The organism is Janthinobacterium psychrotolerans (genome assembly GCF_001677885.1).
In the GTDB taxonomy this organism is placed as follows: Bacteria; Pseudomonadota; Gammaproteobacteria; order Burkholderiales; family Burkholderiaceae_D; genus Janthinobacterium; species Janthinobacterium psychrotolerans.
This window is the reverse complement of the sequence record NZ_LOCQ01000050.1, coordinates 21,578-37,743: the sequence shown is the minus strand read 5'-3', so window position 1 is coordinate 37,743 and position 16,166 is coordinate 21,578. Positions and strand designations below refer to the sequence as shown.

The window sequence follows — 16,166 nt, the reverse complement described above, 5'->3', positions numbered from 1 at the left end:
ACAACTCTCTTCCGCTCGCGACGGTTTTGTGGGGCGTTATGACCGTGCTTTTGCGGTAAGATAGCGCCATGCCCAACCTTATCTTTCTGCTCGAACATTACGGTATCCTGATTGTCTTCGGGATCGTGCTGGTGGAGCAGCTCGGCCTGCCGATTCCCGCCTTTCCCATCCTGGTGGTGGCCGGCGCCCTGTCGGTCGATGGCGACATGAATGGGGCACTGGTGCTGGCGGCGGGCCTGGCCGCCTGCCTGATCAGCGACCTGACCTGGTTCAGGGCAGGACGCCATTTCGGCAAGCGCATCTTGCGCCTGCTGTGCCGCATTTCGCTGTCGCCCGACTATTGCGTGAGCCAGACCGAAGACAAATTCAAGCGCTGGGGTCCGAAAGCGTTGATCGTCTCCAAGTTCGTGCCCGGTTTTAACACCATCGCCGCGCCGATGTCGGGCGCCATGGGCACGCCGGCCTCGCGTTTCTTCATGTACGCCGGGCTCGGTGGTTTGCTGTGGTGCGGCACCGGCATCCTGATCGGCGTGATCTTCCATGCCAGCGTGGAAAAAGTGCTGGATCTGCTCAGTACCATGGGCAGCACCGCGCTGCTGATTCTGGCCACCTTGCTGGGGCTGTTCCTGCTGTATAAATACCTTGAGCGCCGCCGCTTCCGCCAGGCCTTGCAGGTCGAACGCATCAGCATTGCCGAATTGCTGGACCTGATCGACCAGGGCCATGAACCGCTGATTGTCGACGCGCGCAGCGCCACGGCGCAAGCGCTGGAGCCGGCCGTGCCAGGCGCCTTGTTCTTCAATGGCAAGGAGCCGGTGCCGGCCCTGATCGGCCTGGACAAGGACCGCCATATCGTTGTCTATTGCAGCTGCCCCAATGACGTGACGGCCGCGCAAGTGGCCAAGCTGCTCAACGAACACGGTTTTCATCGCGCCAGGCCGCTCCATGGCGGCCTTGACGCCTGGAACGCGGTCTACCGCTCCGACGAACCGGCCAGTGCCGGCCTGCTCAATGAAGGCCTGGTGTCGTGAAACTTGTTGTCGGAATTTGGTAGTAATCCTACGAAAACAGGGGCAAACCGTCATGCCTGATGGCGCCGCGCCGCCTGCCTGTCATGACGGCCGCATCGTCTGTCTCTGCTGCTGCGCAACATGGTTTGATGGCCTGCGGCGAGTGCGTGTACTTACTTCCATTGCGCGCCTTCTGGCGCGATGTCGCATTTGGAGTGGAACTACCGTTAAATGCGGCTTTTGCTGTACTTAAACTACAAACTTTGCTTGCCTCGAAGCTCATTCATCCTTTAAGCTTGGCGTCCCATGCGTCCCACTTACACTTAAAATCATGAGCGCTTCGTCTACTCCCGCATTGCCCACTTCCGCCTACGCCGATGGTCCGCGCCTGCTGGCCGATGTAGGCGGCACGAATGCCCGTTTTGCCCTGGAAGTGGCCGCCGGCCAGGTCGGCCAGGTGGAAGTGCTGCCGTGCGCCGACTATCCGAGCCTGTCCGCCGCCCTGCAAGCCTACCTGGCGCTGCCGCAAGTGGCCGCCGCCGGTGGCCAGGCCGTGCGCCACGCCGTGATCGCGATCGCCAATCCGGTCGCCGGCGACTTCCTCAGCATGACCAATCATCACTGGTCGTTCTCTATCCGCGCCATGCGCGAAGAATGCGGCTTCACGACCCTGGACGTGGTCAACGACTTCACCGCGCTGGCGCGCGCCGTGCCGATGCTGTCCGAGCACGAGAAGCGCCAGGTCGGCGCCGGTACCGCGCGTCCGAACACGGCCATCGGCCTGATCGGCGCCGGCACGGGCCTGGGCGTATCGGGCCTGATCCCGTCGCATGGCGGCTGGATCGCGCTGCAAAGCGAAGGCGGCCATGTCAACTTCGCGCCCTTCAATGAGCTGGAAGTGGCGATCCTGCAGTTCGCCTGGCGCGAATTCGAACACGTCTCGGCCGAGCGCCTGATTTCCGGCGATGGCCTGGAGCTGATCTACCGCGCGCTGGCCGAGCGCGCCGGCGTGGCCGATGAAAAGCTGCCGGCCGCCGAAATCACGCGCCGCGCGCTGGCCGGCGAATCGCCATTGTGCGACGACGTCATCGAAACCTTCTGCTGCATGCTCGGCACCGTGGCGGCCAACGTCGCCGTGACCCTGGGCGCGCTGGGCGGCATCTATATCGGTGGCGGCATCGTGCCACGCCTCGGCGAGCGTTTCGACCGCTCGGGTTTCCGCGCCCGTTTCGAGCGCAAGGGCCGTTTCGCCAATTACGTGTCGCAGGTACCCACTTTCGTGATCACCGCGCAATACCCGGCCTTCCTCGGCACCTCGGCCATCCTGGCCGAGAAACTGTCGTCGCACTGAGCGCCACGCCACAGGCGAACTGGTCTGTAGCGTTTACGCCGGGCAAAATGCTGTTTTGCCCGGTTTTGCGCTTTTCCGCTTTTTATCAGGTACAATTGGCATCGTTGGGTGAAACGACGACTGTCTCACACGCCAGGCGCCCGGCGCCGGTACGGATGAAGCAGCTGCTCCGGAGAATCGTTTCATTGCTGGTTATTTAAGGCCAGCGCCATGGATCGCACAATTTTCATCGCATCCGCAAGACTCCCGCTTTGCGCGCTTAGGCCAAGGCGTCGGAAAAACAGCCTCAACTTGTAACCCAGCATGACATCGTCAGCGATGCCTGCCATCTGTTACGTTGAAATGAACGTTTTGATTTCTTTCTCTGCATACGAATTGCAATACATATCCGCACAGAATTGCTATGAACACCATTGAGGCCAAGAAAGTCCTCGAAACAGCGCTGCTGTGCGCGCGTGAGTCGCTGACCATCCACAGCCTGAAAAAGCTGTTTGTCGATGCCGACGACAATGGCCGCGTGCGCGGCGTGGGCGTCGGCGCCGATACGATCAAGCAGCTGCTCGAGGAATTGCGGCAGGAATGGGAAGGGCGCGGCATCGAAGTGGTCAGCCTGGCGTCGGGCTGGCGCTTTCAGAGCCGTCCTGAAATGAAGATGTATCTCGACCGGCTGACGCCGGAGCGCCCGCCCAAGTATTCGCGGGCAACGCTCGAAACGCTGGCCATCATTGCCTACCGCCAGCCCGTCACGCGCGGCGATATCGAAGAAATTCGCGGCGTGGCCGTCAATTCGCAGACGATCAAGATGCTGGAAGACCGCGGCTGGGTCGATGCCATCGGCTATCGCGACGTGGTGGGCCGGCCGGCCTTGCTGGCCACCACCAAGCAATTTTTGGACGACCTGGGTTTGAATTCGCTGTCCCAGCTGCCGCCACTGCAGCAAATCAGCGAAATGCAGGGCAATGGGCTCGAAGCCCTGGAAGCGGCCCTGCAGGAAAATTTTGACAAAGCAACCAATGACGTTGCAGTACCGCTTGGTGCAGGTAGCAGTACGGCTGTGACAATAGTGACAGCAAGCCCTGATGCCGGCCCCGATGCTTCGCCCACGGACGAAGCCTATACTCACGACCCTGCGCCAGAACTAACGGCTGACGCTGCGCCAGGTCAGCACAGCCAAGAAACGAACAATGAATAATCCGAACACACCCGAGACAGTACCCGCCAGCGACGACGCCATCGTTGCCAAGCCCAAGCGCCGCACCAAGGCTCAGATCGAAGCCGCCGCCGCCGGCAACACCGCCGCCGCGCCTGTCGTTGACGCCGCGCCAGCGGCCAAGCCGAAGCGCCGCACCAAGGCCGAGATCGCTGCCGATGCCGGCGTTGCGCCAGCCGCCGCCGTCCCAGCAGCTGATGCTGCCGAAGCTGCGCCAGCCGTGAAAAAGCCGCGCGCCAAGGCCGCGCCAAAAGCGCCGGCCGACGTTGCCGCTGACGCGCCTGCGGCTGAAGCTGCCGCGCCAGCGCCGCGTCCACCGCGCGCCCGCGCCGCCGCCAAGGCCGCCGCTGTCGAGGCCGAAGCCGCGCCGCAAGCCGCTGCCGAAAAAACCGAAGAAGCCCGCACCACCCGTGGCCCGCGCCAGATGCGCGGCGTGCAAGCTGAACGCGCGCTGCGCCAGCCGCCGCGCCCGAAGGCTGACAAAGCCGACGTTGCGCCGCAGGAAGCCGTAGCCGAAGCTGCCGCACCGGCTGCCGATGTGTTTGACGCCGAAGGCAACCTGGTATCGGCGCCGCGCCAGCCGCGCCAGCCACGCAACGATATGCCGGGCACCGGCAAGAACGCCGGCAAGAGCCGCAAGAAAGGCAAGGGCCGCCAGGCTGCGCCAGGCAAACTGAACGAAGCCGACGCGATCTTCTCGTTCGTCACCTCCGACGCCTTCGACAGCGAAGAGGCCGGCGCCGGCCGCGTGCAAAAGACTGCCGTGCGCCGCGACCTGACCTCCGACGACGATGCGCCCAAGCTGCACAAGGTGCTGGCCGAAGCCGGTCTCGGTTCGCGCCGCGACATGGAAGACCTGATCGTTTCGGGCCGCGTCTCCGTCAATGGCGAGCCGGCCCATATCGGCCAGCGCATTTTGCCGTCGGACCACGTGCGCATCAACGGCAAATTGATCCAGCGCCGCGTCAGCAAGAAGCCGCCACGCGTGCTGGTGTACCACAAGCCAGCCGGCGAGATCGTCAGCCATAACGACCCGGACGGCCGTCCGTCCGTGTTCGACCGCCTGCCGACCATGAAGGCCGGCAAATGGCTGGCCGTCGGCCGCCTTGACTTCAATACCGAAGGCCTGCTGCTGTTTACGACATCCGGTGACCTGGCCAACCGCCTGATGCACCCGCGCTACGGCATCGACCGCGAGTACGCCGTGCGTACCCTGGGCGAGCTGGAAGAAGGCATGCGCCAGAAGCTGCTGGCCGGTGTCGAGCTCGAAGACGGCCTGGCGCAGTTCTCGAAGATTGCCGATGGCGGCGGCGAGGGCATCAACAAGTGGTATCGCGTGGTGATCGGCGAAGGCCGTAACCGCGAAGTGCGCCGCATGTTCGAAGCGATCGGCCTGACCGTCTCGCGCCTGATCCGTACCCGCTACGGCGCGATGACCTTGCCAAGTGGCCTGAAGCGCGGCCGCTGGGAAGAGATGGATGAAAACACCGTGCGCGACCTGCTGGCCGCCTACGGCATTGAAAAGAAAATGCCGGCTTCCGGTGATCCGCGCGCCGCTGGCGCCGCCAAGGGCCGCGAAGCGCGCAAGGTCGACCGCAAGGAGCGCGATGACGAGCCGAACGGCAACCGCATCGATGTCAGCAACCGCAACGCCGATCCGTTCCCGGTCGCACCGCGCCGTGGCCAGCCAGGCGGCGGCCAGTTTGCCCGTCCGCAAGGCCAGGGTCAGGGCCGCCCAGGCGGCATGGGTCGTCCCGGCGAAGCGCGCGGTCCTGGCCGCGGCCAGCCGCAAGGTCCGTTCCAGGGCGGCCAGCCGCGTTCGGCTGCTGCCTTTGAGGGTGCGCCGCAAGGCCGCGCACCGCGCGTGGCCGGACAGGGTGGCCAGGGTGGTCGTCCAGGTGGCGCGGACCGTGCGCCGCAGCGTGGTCCGCGCCAGCCCGATCCGCTGCAAACGGCGTTCGGCTTTGCCAATACCGGCCCGCGCCGTACTGGCGGTGGCGGTGGCGGTGGCGCCGGCCAGGTGCGTTCCGGTGGTCAATCGCGTGGCGGGATGGATCAGGGCATGCCACGCCGCCGTGGCAACAAAGGCTAAAAAGGTCTTTCTGGTCGTGCGCACCGGGGTCGGGCCCTGGCCGCGCACGCTCTTGTAACTGTTGTAAGTCGTGCATGGTCGCATGTGCGGGATTGCGGCGAAGTTAATAAGAGGTTATAATCTGCAGCCTAATAAAAGTTCTCCGCAGGGTTGTTCGGTAGAGAGTGCTTTCATCTGGTTGGGGAAATACAGGAAGATGGGCAGATGCCCATTTTTTTTTTGTTGAACCGTTTGTAATGGCTCCGAGAGGGGCCATATATGATTGAATGCGTGTTTTTGCCGGTCTGCGGCGCTCCCTGAGCGCGATATCGGGCGAAAACGGGCCTTATTTCTGGAGAATTTCTTGCAGCAGTTGGGATTAATTGAAAAGACAGTCACAGGTCTGGGCTATGAGCTCGTTGATGTCGAACGTGCCGAGCGCGGAATGCTGCGCGTCTTTATTGATTTCAGCGCCGCCGATGCCGCTGAAAAAGGTCCGATCACGGTCGAAGACTGTGCCACGGTCAGTCACCAGTTATCGCATGTGTTGACGGTAGAGAACGTTCCTTACGAACGCCTCGAGATTTCTTCCCCGGGCCTGGACCGGCCGGTGCGCAAGCTGGAAGACTTTGTCCGTTTCGCAGGCCAGGAAATCATCGTCAAGCTGCGCGAGGCGATGCCGGGTACGAACAACCGGAAATCGTTCCAGGGGATCTTGCAAGAACCCGTGGGCGAGAATTTGTCGTTGGAATTTGAAGGTAAGGATGGTCCGGCGATGTTGGAATTTACGCTCGCCGACGTGGATAAGGCACGCTTGGTGCCGCAGGTGGTTTTTAAGGGACGCAAAGCATGAGTCGCGAAGTTTTATTATTGGTAGACGCGCTGGCGCGTGAAAAAAACGTCGATAAGGATGTCGTCTTCGGCGCCCTTGAATTCGCATTGGCGCAAGCCACGAAGAAACGATATGAGGGTGAAGTGGACATCCGCGTTTCGATCGACCGCGATTCGGGCGAATTCGAATCGTTCCGCCGCTGGCACGTGGTGCCTGACGAAGCCGGCCTGCAATTGCCGGATCAGGAGATCCTGCACTTCGAGGCGAAAGAACAGATCGCCGATATCGAAGTCGACGACCATATCGAAGAACCGATCGAATCCGTCGAATTTGGCCGCCGCTTTGCGCAAGACACCAAACAGGTGGTCCTGCAGCGCGTGCGTGACGCCGAGCGCGAACAGATCCTGGTCGACTTCCTGGAGCGCGGCGACTCGCTCGTCACCGGCACCATCAAGCGCATGGAACGCGGCGATGCAATCGTCGAGTCCGGCAAGATCGAAGCCCGTTTGCCACGCGACCAGATGATCCCGAAAGAGAATCTGCGTATCGGCGACCGCGTGCGTGCTTTCATCCTGCGCATCGACCGCAATATGCGCGGCCCGCAGGTGATCCTGTCGCGCACCGCGCCGGACTTCATCATGAAGCTGTTCGAGTTGGAAGTGCCGGAAATCGAACAAGGCATGCTGGAAATTAAATCGGCCGCCCGCGATGCCGGCGTGCGCGCAAAAATCGCCGTCTACACGGCCGACAAGCGCATCGACCCGATCGGCACCTGCGTCGGCATGCGCGGTTCGCGCGTGCAGGCTGTCACCGGTGAGCTCGGTGGCGAACGCGTCGACATCGTGTTGTGGTCGGAAGATCCGGCGCAGTTCGTCATTGGCGCCCTGGCGCCGGCGAACGTGTCGTCGATCATGGTCGACGAAGAAAAACACGCGATGGACGTCGTCGTCGACGAAGAAAACCTGGCCATTGCGATCGGCCGTTCGGGCCAGAACGTGCGCCTGGCCGCCGACCTGACCGGTTGGAAGATCAACATCATGACGGCCGAAGAATCGGCCGACAAAGCTGCCCAGGAAACGGCTGCCGTGCGCATCCTGTTCATGGAAAAGCTCGATGTCGACCAAGAAGTTGCAGACATTCTGGTGGAAGAAGGTTTCGCCAGTCTGGAAGAAATCGCCTACGTGCCAATTTCCGAGATGCTGGAAATCGAATCGTTTGACGAAGATACCGTCAATGAACTCCGTACCCGTGCGCGTGATGCGCTGGTTACCGAAGCGATCGCTTCGGAAGAGGGTCTGGAAGGCATGGACGAGGCGTTGGTGGGTCTGGAAGGCATGGACCGCGTCACCGCTGGCAAGCTGGGTCTGGCTGGTATCAAGACCGTTGAAGCATTTGCAGCACTGGCATACGACGAATTTGGCGCAATCCTGGCCTTGTCTGCGGACCGTGCGCGTGAACTGATTACAAGTGAATTTAAAGATGTGACCGACGATGAGATGAAGTTGGTTGACTCGAAATATGACGATCGTGCCAAGGCGCTGCAAGCCAAGGCATGGAGTCTGGCTGAATCCGCAAAGGCTTAATTTGAGTATCTTTATCATCTCCGCGACACATAGAAAAGAGGACTGAATGGCGAGTAACAACGTAGCCCAATTTGCCACCGAACTGAAGATGCCTGCAGATTTGCTGCTGACGCAGCTGCGTTCTGCCGGCGTCGAGAAAAGTTCGACGTCAGATCCATTGTCGAAAGATGATAAGGACAAGCTTTTGGATCATCTGCGCCGCACCCATGGCGCAGCGGCTGACACAGAAAAGAAAAAAATCACCGTGACCCGCAAGGAAACGACTGAGATCAAGCAAGCCGATGCAACCGGCAAATCGCGTACCATCCAGGTGGAAGTGCGCAAGAAACGCACCTTCGTCCAGCGTGACGAAGCGGCGCCGGTCGCTGCGCCTGAACCGGTCGCGCCTGCCGCGCCGGTGATCGACCCTGCCGAAGTGGCGCGTCGTGAAGAAGACGTTCGCAAGCAAGCTGAACTGATCGCACGCCAGGAAGCCGATCTGCGTGAAAAGCAGGAACGCCTGGCCAAGCTCGACGCGGAAAAAGAAGCCCAGGCGAAAGCCACGCAACAGGCTGAACTGACCGCCAAGAAAGAAGCCGAAGCCGAAGCGAAGAAAGCCGCCGCCAAGGCCGCCGCCGCGCCGGTCGCCAGCGCTGCCGCGCCAGTGGTCGACGATGCCGCCGCCGAAGCGAAAAAAGCCGCCGCCGCCGAAGAAGCCAAGAAAAAAGCCGCCGCCGCCGCTGTCGCCGCCAAGGAAGCCGCTGAAAAAGCCGAAGCCACCGACCGCGCCCGCAAGGCCGTGGCGGACGAGGTCGCCCAGATCAAGGCCATGATGAACGCGCCACGCCGCGCCATCAAAGCCCCTGAGCCAGTACCGGTGCCGGTCAAGCCGAAAGCGCCGGAAGGCACGCTGCACAAGCCGGCCGACAAGAAACCTGGCGACAAGCCGGGCGACAAGAAGCCTGCCGTGGCGGACAAGAAATCGATCAAGTCGGCCAATGTGTCGTCCACCTGGTCCGATGACGCGAAAAAACGCGGCACCACCGGTGGCCCGAAACCACGCGGCAACAGCGGCCCTGCGGGTCGTGACAGCTGGCGTGGCGGTGCCAAGGGTCGTCGCCCGACGCACCATGACGACCGCGAAACGAATTTCCAGGCGCCGACCGAAGCCGTCATCAAGGATGTGCACGTGCCGGAAACCATCACGGTGGCCGAACTGGCGCACAAGATGTCCGTCAAGGCGTCCGAAGTCATCAAGCATTTGATGAAACTGGGCCAGATGTGCACCATCAACCAGGTGCTGGACCAGGAAACGGCCATGATTCTGGTCGAGGAAATGGGCCACAAGGCGTTTGCCGCCGAACTGGACGATCCGGAAGCGCTGCTGGCCGACGTGGGCGAACACGCGCACTTCGAAACCAAGCCGCGCGCACCGGTGGTCACCGTCATGGGTCACGTCGACCACGGCAAGACCTCGCTGCTCGATTACATCCGCCGCGCCAAAGTGGCGTCGGGCGAAGCTGGTGGCATTACGCAGCATATCGGTGCTTACCACGTCGATACGCCACGCGGCATGATCACCTTCCTCGACACCCCGGGCCACGAAGCGTTTACCGCCATGCGTGCCCGTGGCGCCAAGGCAACCGACATCGTCATCCTGGTGGTTGCCGCCGACGATGGCGTGATGCCGCAAACCAAGGAAGCGATCGCCCACGCGAAAGCTGCCGGCGTACCGCTGGTGGTGGCGATCAACAAGGTCGACAAGCCAGGTGGCAACGTTGACCGCGTGACGCAGGAACTGGTCGCCGAACAGGTCGTGCCTGAAGAGTACGGTGGCGAATCGCCATTCGTGCCGGTGTCGGCCAAAACCGGCCAGGGTATCGACGACCTGCTGGAGCAAGTATTGCTGCAGGCCGAGGTGCTGGAACTGACGGCGCCGGTCGATGCGCCGGCCCGTGGCCTGGTGGTCGAAGCCCGTCTGGACAAGGGCCGTGGCCCGGTCGCAACGATCCTGGTGCAATCGGGTACCTTGCGCCGTGGCGACGTGATACTGGCAGGTTCCTCGTATGGCCGCGTGCGCGCCATGCTGGACGAAAACGGCAAGGCGATTGCCGAAGCCGGTCCATCGATCCCGGTCGAGATCCAGGGCCTGACCGAAGTGCCGGTCGCCGGTGAGGAAGTGGTCGTGATGGCCGACGAGCGCAAGGCGCGTGAAATTGGTCTGTTCCGTCAAGGCAAGTTCCGCGACGTGAAACTGGCCAAGCAGCAAGCCGCGAAACTGGAAAACATGTTCGACCAGATGGCCGAAGGCGAAGTGAAAAACTTGCCATTGATCATCAAGACCGACGTGCAAGGTTCGCAGGAAGCGCTGGTTGGTTCGCTGCAGAAACTGTCGACCTCCGAAGTGCGCGTACAAGTGGTACACGCGGCCGTCGGTGGCATCACGGAATCGGACGTCAACCTGGCGGTGGCCTCGAAAGCGGTCATCATCGGCTTTAACGCCCGTGCCGACGCCCAGGCGCGCAAGCTGGCCGAGTCGAACGGCGTGGACATTCGCTACTACAACATCATCTACGATGCGATCGACGAGATCCGTTCGGCGTTGTCGGGCATGTTGGCACCAGAGAAGCGCGAAACGGTCATCGGCCAGGTCGAGATCCGCCAGGTTATCCTGGTCTCGAAAGTCGGCGCGATTGCCGGTTGCCTGGTCACCGATGGTGTCGTCAAGCGTGCTTCGTCGGTCCGCCTGTTGCGCAACAACATCGTGGTCTGGAGTGGCGAGATCGAATCCCTGAAACGCTTCAAGGACGACGCGAAAGAAGTGCGCGCCGGTCTGGAGTGCGGCCTGTCGCTGAAGAACTACAACGACATCCAGGTTGGCGACACCCTGGAAGTGTTCGAAGTCCAGGAAATCGCTCGTACCCTGTAATCTCGGCAAAAACGACAGCGCGGGCATATCGATGTCCGCGCACAACACGTGGGGCGCATTGGTCAACGGGCAACCGTTTGACTCATGCGCCCTGCGGCACTTAGGACAGCATAATCATGGCCAAACATAGTAAAACCATGCCGGCGCGCGGCTTGCGCGTGGCAGACCAGATCCAGCGCGATCTGGCCGAAATCGTCGCCTACGAACTGAAAGACCCGCGCGTGGGCACGATGATCACCATCACCGAAGTGCAGATCACGCCCGACTACGCGCATGCCAAGGTGTTTTTCACGATGTTGAAAGACAGCAAGGAAGCGATCAAGAACACCACCGAAGGCCTGATGGCCGCCGCTGGTTTCATTCGTGGCCTGCTGGGCAAGCGCCTGCACATCCACACCCTGCCGATGCTGCATTTCGTGCACGACAGCTCGACCTCGCGCGGCATGGAAATGTCCTTGCTGATCGACAAGGCCAACGCCACGCGCGCGGCGGACGCCGAGCCGGATGCGAAACCTGAAGCGGACGAGCAATAAACGTGGCGGGACCGAAACGACCACCCGGCATCAAGCGCGTACGCGACCTGGTCGACGGCGTGCTGCTGATGGACAAGCCGGTCGGCTGGTCCAGCAACGATGCGCTGATCAAGTCCAAGCGCGTGCTGAACGCCAAAAAGGCCGGCCATACCGGCACCCTGGACCCGTTCGCCACCGGCCTGCTGCCGCTGTGCTTTGGCGAGGCCACCAAGTTTTCGCAGGACCTGCTCGAAGCCGACAAGACCTATGAAACCCTGGTGCACCTGGGCGTGACGACCGACACCGGCGACACCGAAGGCGCGGTGCTGGCAACGCGCGAAGTGAACGTCACGCAAGAGCAGATCGACGCCGTGCTGGCGCAGTTCCGCGGCGACATCCTGCAGGTGCCGCCGATGTACTCGGCCCTGAAGCGCGACGGCAAGCCGCTGTATGAATATGCGCGCGCCGGCATTACCCTCGAGCGCGAAGCGCGCCCGGTGACCATTCACCAGCTGGAGTTTTTAAGCTACGAGGCGCCGTTTCTGAAACTGTCGGTGATGTGCAGCAAGGGCACATATATCCGCGTGCTGGGCGAAGACATCGGCAACGCCCTGGGCTGCGGCGCGCACCTGAACGCCTTGCGCCGCACCCGGGTCGGTGACCTGACCCTGGACGGCGTGATCACCTTGGACGAACTGACGGCGCATGCCGAACCTTTGAGCCTGCTCGCGCCGGTCGACGCCTTGCTGTCGAGCTTTCCGGCGGTGCAATTGACGGAAGAACTGGCCAAGCGCTTTTTGCATGGCCAGAGGATTGCGCTGGGCAAGGAAGAGGTCGCCGTGCCGGATCAGCCGGGCAGGGTGCGTGTGTATCACGACGCCAAGCTGCTGGGCACCGGCCAGTTGCAGGAATACAGCATCCTGGCGCCCGAGCGGTTGATTGCTACCGCACAATGAATTGTGTTGCATTTTCAATGTATCACCCGACGAGACTTCGACCCGCCAGCAATTTTAAATAGCGCCGCAACGCAACATGCTATACTACGCGGTTCCAGTTTCAGCCAATATCGAAACGCACCGTACACCCCGTACGCACCCTGCAGTTTTTCAGCAAATATAACGACCATGTCTACTACAAAACGCGCAATTCGTAATATCGCCATCATCGCTCACGTTGACCACGGTAAAACTACCCTCGTGGATCAGCTGCTGCGCCAGTCCGGCACCTTCCGTGAAAACCAAGCGGTCGACACCCGAGTCATGGACTCGAACGACCTGGAAAAGGAGCGTGGCATTACGATTTTGTCGAAGAACTGCGCCGTTGAGTACGAAGGCACCCACATCAATATCGTCGACACCCCAGGCCACGCCGACTTCGGCGGCGAAGTGGAACGCGTGCTGTCGATGGTGGACTCGGTCTTGCTGCTGATCGATGCCCAGGAAGGCCCGATGCCACAAACCCGTTTCGTCACGCGCAAGGCGCTGGCACTGGGTCTGAAGCCGATCGTGATCGTCAACAAGATCGACCGTCCAGGCGCGCGCCCGGACTGGGCCATCAACCAGACCTTCGAACTGTTCGACAAGCTGGGTGCGACCGACGAACAACTCGATTTCCCTATCATCTACGCTTCGGGCCTGAACGGCTACGCCGGCCTGACCGAAGACGTGCGCAGCGGCGACATGAAGCCGATGTTTGACGCCATCCTGGAACACGTGCCAGTGCGCGACGACAATCCGGAAGGTCCGCTGCAGATGCAGATCACCTCGCTGGACTACTCGTCCTACGTCGGCAAGATCGGCATTGGCCGCGTCAACCGCGGTACCGTCAAGGTCGGCCAGGACGTGCTGGTCATCAATGGCCCAGGCGCAACGCCAGTCAAAGGCCGCATCAACCAGGTGCTGAACTTCAAGGGCCTCGAGCGCGTGCTGGTCGACGAAGCCGTTGCCGGCGACATCTGCCTGATCAACGGTATCGACGAAATCGGTATCGGTTCGACCCTGTGCGCACCGGACACCCCGGAACCGCTGCCGATGCTGACCGTCGACGAGCCGACCCTGACCATGAACTTCATGGTCAACAACTCGCCACTGGCTGGCCGCGAAGGCAAGTTCGTCACCTCGCGCCAGCTGCGCGACCGTCTGGACCGCGAACTGAAAGCCAACGTTGCGCTGCGCGTTTCGCCAACCGACGACGACACGATCTTTGAAGTATCGGGCCGTGGTGAGTTGCACCTGACCATCCTGATCGAAAACATGCGCCGCGAAGGCTTCGAGCTGGCCGTATCGCGTCCGCGCGTGGTGTTCAAGATGGTCGATGGCGTGCGCCACGAGCCGTTTGAAAACCTGTCGGTTGACGTCGAAGAAGCCAACCAGGGTGGCGTCATGGAAGAACTGGGCCGTCGTCGCGGCGACCTGCAAAACATGGAATCGGATGGCAAGGGCCGCGTGCGTCTCGAGTATCTGATCCCGGCGCGTGGCCTGATCGGCTTCCAGGGCGAATTCATGACCCTGACCCGCGGCACCGGCCTGATGAGCCACGTGTTCCACGAATACGCACCGGTCGACAACACCCGTGGCGAAATGGCTGGCCGCCGCAACGGCGTGCTGATCTCGCAAGACGACGGCGCTGCCGTTGCCTACGCGATCTGGAAACTGCAGGACCGCGGCCGCATGTTCGTGTCGCACAACGATCCAGTCTACGAAGGCATGGTCATCGGCATTCACTCGCGCGACAACGACCTGGTCGTCAACCCGATCAAGGGCAAGCAGCTGACCAACGTGCGTTCGTCGGGTACCGACGAAGCGGTACGCCTGGTGCCACCGATCCAGATGTCGCTGGAATACGCGGTCGAATTCATCGAGGACGACGAACTGGTCGAAATCACCCCGAAATCGATCCGCCTGCGCAAGCGCTTCCTGAAAGAGCACGAGCGTAAAAAAGCGTCGCGTGACGCGTAAAATGTAGTGCAAGCATGGCCGCCTGGCCATGCTGCTCCAAACCCGCTGCGCCGCATGACACTCACCGGTGATGCGCGCAGCGGGTTTGTCATTTGCAGCCCTGTTTTTGATCGACACCATGACTTCTTCCTCCCTGCCTTCCCGCCGCCTGTCCGTTGCCCCGATGATGGACTGGACCGACCGCCATTGCCGCAAGTTCCACCGCGAAATCACGCGCCACACCTGGTTGTATACAGAGATGGTGACCACCGGCGCGCTGGTGTATGGCGATGTGGAGCGCCATCTGCGCTTCAACGAGGAAGAGCATCCGGTCGCGCTGCAACTGGGCGGCAGCGATCCGAAAGACCTGGCCACCAGCGCGAAGCTGGGCCAGCAGTGGGGCTATGACGAGATCAACCTGAACTGCGGCTGCCCGTCCGAGCGCGTGCAAAAAGGCGCGTTTGGCGCCTGCCTGATGGCCGAGCCGCAACTGGTGGCCGATTGCGTGAAAGCCATGCGCGACGTGGTCGATATCGACGTGACCGTCAAGCACCGCATCGGCATCGACGACAGCGAGTCGTACGATTTCGTGCGCGACTTCGTCGGCACGGTGGCCGAGGCCGGCTGCAAGACGTTTATCGTGCATGCGCGCAATGCGATCCTGAAAGGCCTGAGCCCGAAGGAAAACCGCGAAGTGCCGCCGCTCAAATACGAGTACGCCTACCAGCTCAAGCGTGACTTTCCGCAATTCGAGTTCATCATCAATGGCGGCATCAAGACCATCGACGAGATCGACCTGCATCTGCGGCATCTCGACGGCGTGATGCTGGGCCGCGAGGCCTACCACAATCCGTATGTGATGGCGCAGTTCGACCAGCGCTATTACGGCGCCGAGGCGCAAGTGAAAACGCGCGAGCAGGTGCTCGAAGCCATGATCCCCTACATTGCTGCGCAGCTGGCGCAAGAAGAGCGCATGAAGCTCAACAGCATCACGCGCCACATGCTGGGGCTGATGCAGAACCTGCCCGGCGCGCGCGGTTTCCGCCAGACCTTGTCCGACGCGAAAAAACTGGCCTCGGGCGACCCGCGCCTGCTGCTCGAAGCGGCCGCGCGCCTGGCGCCGGCGCATGCCTGATGCACGGCAAGGCGCGCCAGCTGCACGGCTATCTGCAGGCGGTCGGTGCGCTGAAGGACGACGGCAGCGCTTTTCTGTGTGAGTATCTCGGCGCCGTGTCGCCCGATGCGGCGCTGACGGCGCTGTGCGCTGCGCTGGACTTGTCGCCCGAAGGCCTGTCGTTGCCGCGGCTCGAGGCGGTGAAGTGCACCGGCGCCGCCTGCACGCCGCGCCAGTGGCTGCTCGAACGCTTGCGTCCCATGGGGGAGGCCGACCAGCAGCCGCTGGACGTGCGCCTGTTCGACGGCTTCGAGCGCGAAGTGTTTGACCTGTTCGATGCCGAGCCGCAATGGCATCGGCTGGTGCTTGACGGCCGGCGCAGCCTGGCCGGACAACTGGGCGCCATCTGGAGCGTATATGTCTTTGGCGTGGCTGGCCACGCTTGTTTGCTGCATTGCAGCTGGGACAGCTGAAACGCTGTTTTTCTGTCATGCGCAGGTCCGCCATCGTGCTTTTTGCGCACTTCCCCACACCCTTCCTGTTCACCTTTTCCTGCTGAAAAAATGCACTTTTGAATGGCGCCGCATGTTGACAATGTGCCGTTTTGGCACATCGTTGCACAGTCTTGGGGCATTTTCA

12 protein-coding genes are annotated in these 16,166 nt (G+C 61.8%); all 12 read left to right on the top strand.

Annotation, left to right across the window (positions count from 1 at the left end):
• Positions 1–68 precede the first annotated feature (68 nt).
• The 12 genes from ASR47_RS08435 to ASR47_RS08380 all read left to right on the top strand — a co-directional run bounded on the left by ASR47_RS08435 (position 69) and on the right by ASR47_RS08380 (position 16,000).
• Positions 69–1,031: a DedA family protein/thiosulfate sulfurtransferase GlpE gene (locus ASR47_RS08435; protein ID WP_065307326.1), complete on the top strand. Its 963-nt coding sequence runs from the start codon at positions 69–71 to the stop codon at positions 1,029–1,031.
• A 310-nt stretch (positions 1,032–1,341) separates the two neighbouring features.
• Entirely contained in the window at positions 1,342–2,361 is a 1,020-nt protein-coding gene (locus tag ASR47_RS08430; protein WP_065307325.1) for a glucokinase, read from the top strand.
• 403 nt (positions 2,362–2,764) lie between these two features.
• Positions 2,765–3,553, top strand: a complete 789-nt coding sequence (gene scpB, locus ASR47_RS08425) for an SMC-Scp complex subunit ScpB (RefSeq protein WP_065307324.1) — start codon at positions 2,765–2,767, stop codon at positions 3,551–3,553.
• Positions 3,546–5,663 carry a 23S rRNA pseudouridine(2605) synthase RluB gene (gene rluB, locus ASR47_RS08420; RefSeq protein WP_065307323.1) on the top strand — a complete coding sequence of 706 codons (2,118 nt, stop codon included), beginning with the start codon at positions 3,546–3,548 and terminating at the stop codon, positions 5,661–5,663. The genes scpB and rluB overlap by 8 nt, the downstream gene beginning before the upstream one ends.
• A gap of 343 nt (positions 5,664–6,006) precedes the next feature.
• Positions 6,007–6,495 (top strand): ribosome maturation factor RimP, encoded by a 489-nt coding sequence (gene rimP / locus ASR47_RS08415; protein ID WP_065307322.1) that lies wholly within the window; start codon positions 6,007–6,009, stop codon positions 6,493–6,495.
• The gene (nusA, locus tag ASR47_RS08410; protein ID WP_065307321.1) at positions 6,492–8,057 is read left to right on the top strand and encodes a transcription termination factor NusA; all 1,566 of its coding nucleotides are present in this window, start codon (positions 6,492–6,494) and stop codon (positions 8,055–8,057) included. Before rimP ends, nusA begins: the two co-directional genes overlap by 4 nt.
• Before the next feature lie 46 nt (positions 8,058–8,103).
• On the top strand, positions 8,104–10,965 hold the full coding sequence (infB, locus tag ASR47_RS08405) for a translation initiation factor IF-2 (protein WP_065307320.1): 2,862 nt from the start codon (positions 8,104–8,106) through the stop codon (positions 10,963–10,965).
• Positions 10,966–11,081: 116 nt separating this feature from the next.
• Positions 11,082–11,498 carry a 30S ribosome-binding factor RbfA gene (gene rbfA / locus ASR47_RS08400; protein ID WP_065307319.1) on the top strand — a complete coding sequence of 139 codons (417 nt, stop codon included), beginning with the start codon at positions 11,082–11,084 and terminating at the stop codon, positions 11,496–11,498.
• A 2-nt stretch (positions 11,499–11,500) separates the two neighbouring features.
• The gene (truB, locus tag ASR47_RS08395; RefSeq protein ID WP_082988817.1) at positions 11,501–12,433 is read left to right on the top strand and encodes a tRNA pseudouridine(55) synthase TruB; all 933 of its coding nucleotides are present in this window, start codon (positions 11,501–11,503) and stop codon (positions 12,431–12,433) included.
• A gap of 168 nt (positions 12,434–12,601) precedes the next feature.
• Positions 12,602–14,434: a translational GTPase TypA gene (typA, locus tag ASR47_RS08390; RefSeq protein ID WP_065307318.1), complete on the top strand. Its 1,833-nt coding sequence runs from the start codon at positions 12,602–12,604 to the stop codon at positions 14,432–14,434.
• A gap of 118 nt (positions 14,435–14,552) precedes the next feature.
• A complete protein-coding gene (dusA, locus tag ASR47_RS08385; protein WP_150127724.1) occupies positions 14,553–15,548 on the top strand; it encodes a tRNA dihydrouridine(20/20a) synthase DusA in 996 nt (331 codons plus the stop codon).
• Complete coding sequence (locus ASR47_RS08380; protein ID WP_065307317.1) at positions 15,548–16,000, top strand: hypothetical protein; 453 nt, start codon at positions 15,548–15,550, stop codon at positions 15,998–16,000. The genes dusA and ASR47_RS08380 overlap by 1 nt, the downstream gene beginning before the upstream one ends.
• Positions 16,001–16,166 lie beyond the last annotated feature (166 nt).

Coding starts and splice junctions, on each gene's coding strand:
- dusA (WP_150127724.1), top strand. CDS start 14,553: ATGACTTCTTCCTCCCTGCCTTCCCGCCGCCTGTCCGTTGCCCCGATG.
- scpB (WP_065307324.1), top strand. CDS start 2,765: ATGAACACCATTGAGGCCAAGAAAGTCCTCGAAACAGCGCTGCTGTGC.
- nusA (WP_065307321.1), top strand. CDS start 6,492: ATGAGTCGCGAAGTTTTATTATTGGTAGACGCGCTGGCGCGTGAAAAA.
- typA (WP_065307318.1), top strand. CDS start 12,602: ATGTCTACTACAAAACGCGCAATTCGTAATATCGCCATCATCGCTCAC.
- rbfA (WP_065307319.1), top strand. CDS start 11,082: ATGGCCAAACATAGTAAAACCATGCCGGCGCGCGGCTTGCGCGTGGCA.
- ASR47_RS08430 (WP_065307325.1), top strand. CDS start 1,342: ATGAGCGCTTCGTCTACTCCCGCATTGCCCACTTCCGCCTACGCCGAT.
- infB (WP_065307320.1), top strand. CDS start 8,104: ATGGCGAGTAACAACGTAGCCCAATTTGCCACCGAACTGAAGATGCCT.
- ASR47_RS08380 (WP_065307317.1), top strand. CDS start 15,548: ATGCACGGCAAGGCGCGCCAGCTGCACGGCTATCTGCAGGCGGTCGGT.
- ASR47_RS08435 (WP_065307326.1), top strand. CDS start 69: ATGCCCAACCTTATCTTTCTGCTCGAACATTACGGTATCCTGATTGTC.
- rluB (WP_065307323.1), top strand. CDS start 3,546: ATGAATAATCCGAACACACCCGAGACAGTACCCGCCAGCGACGACGCC.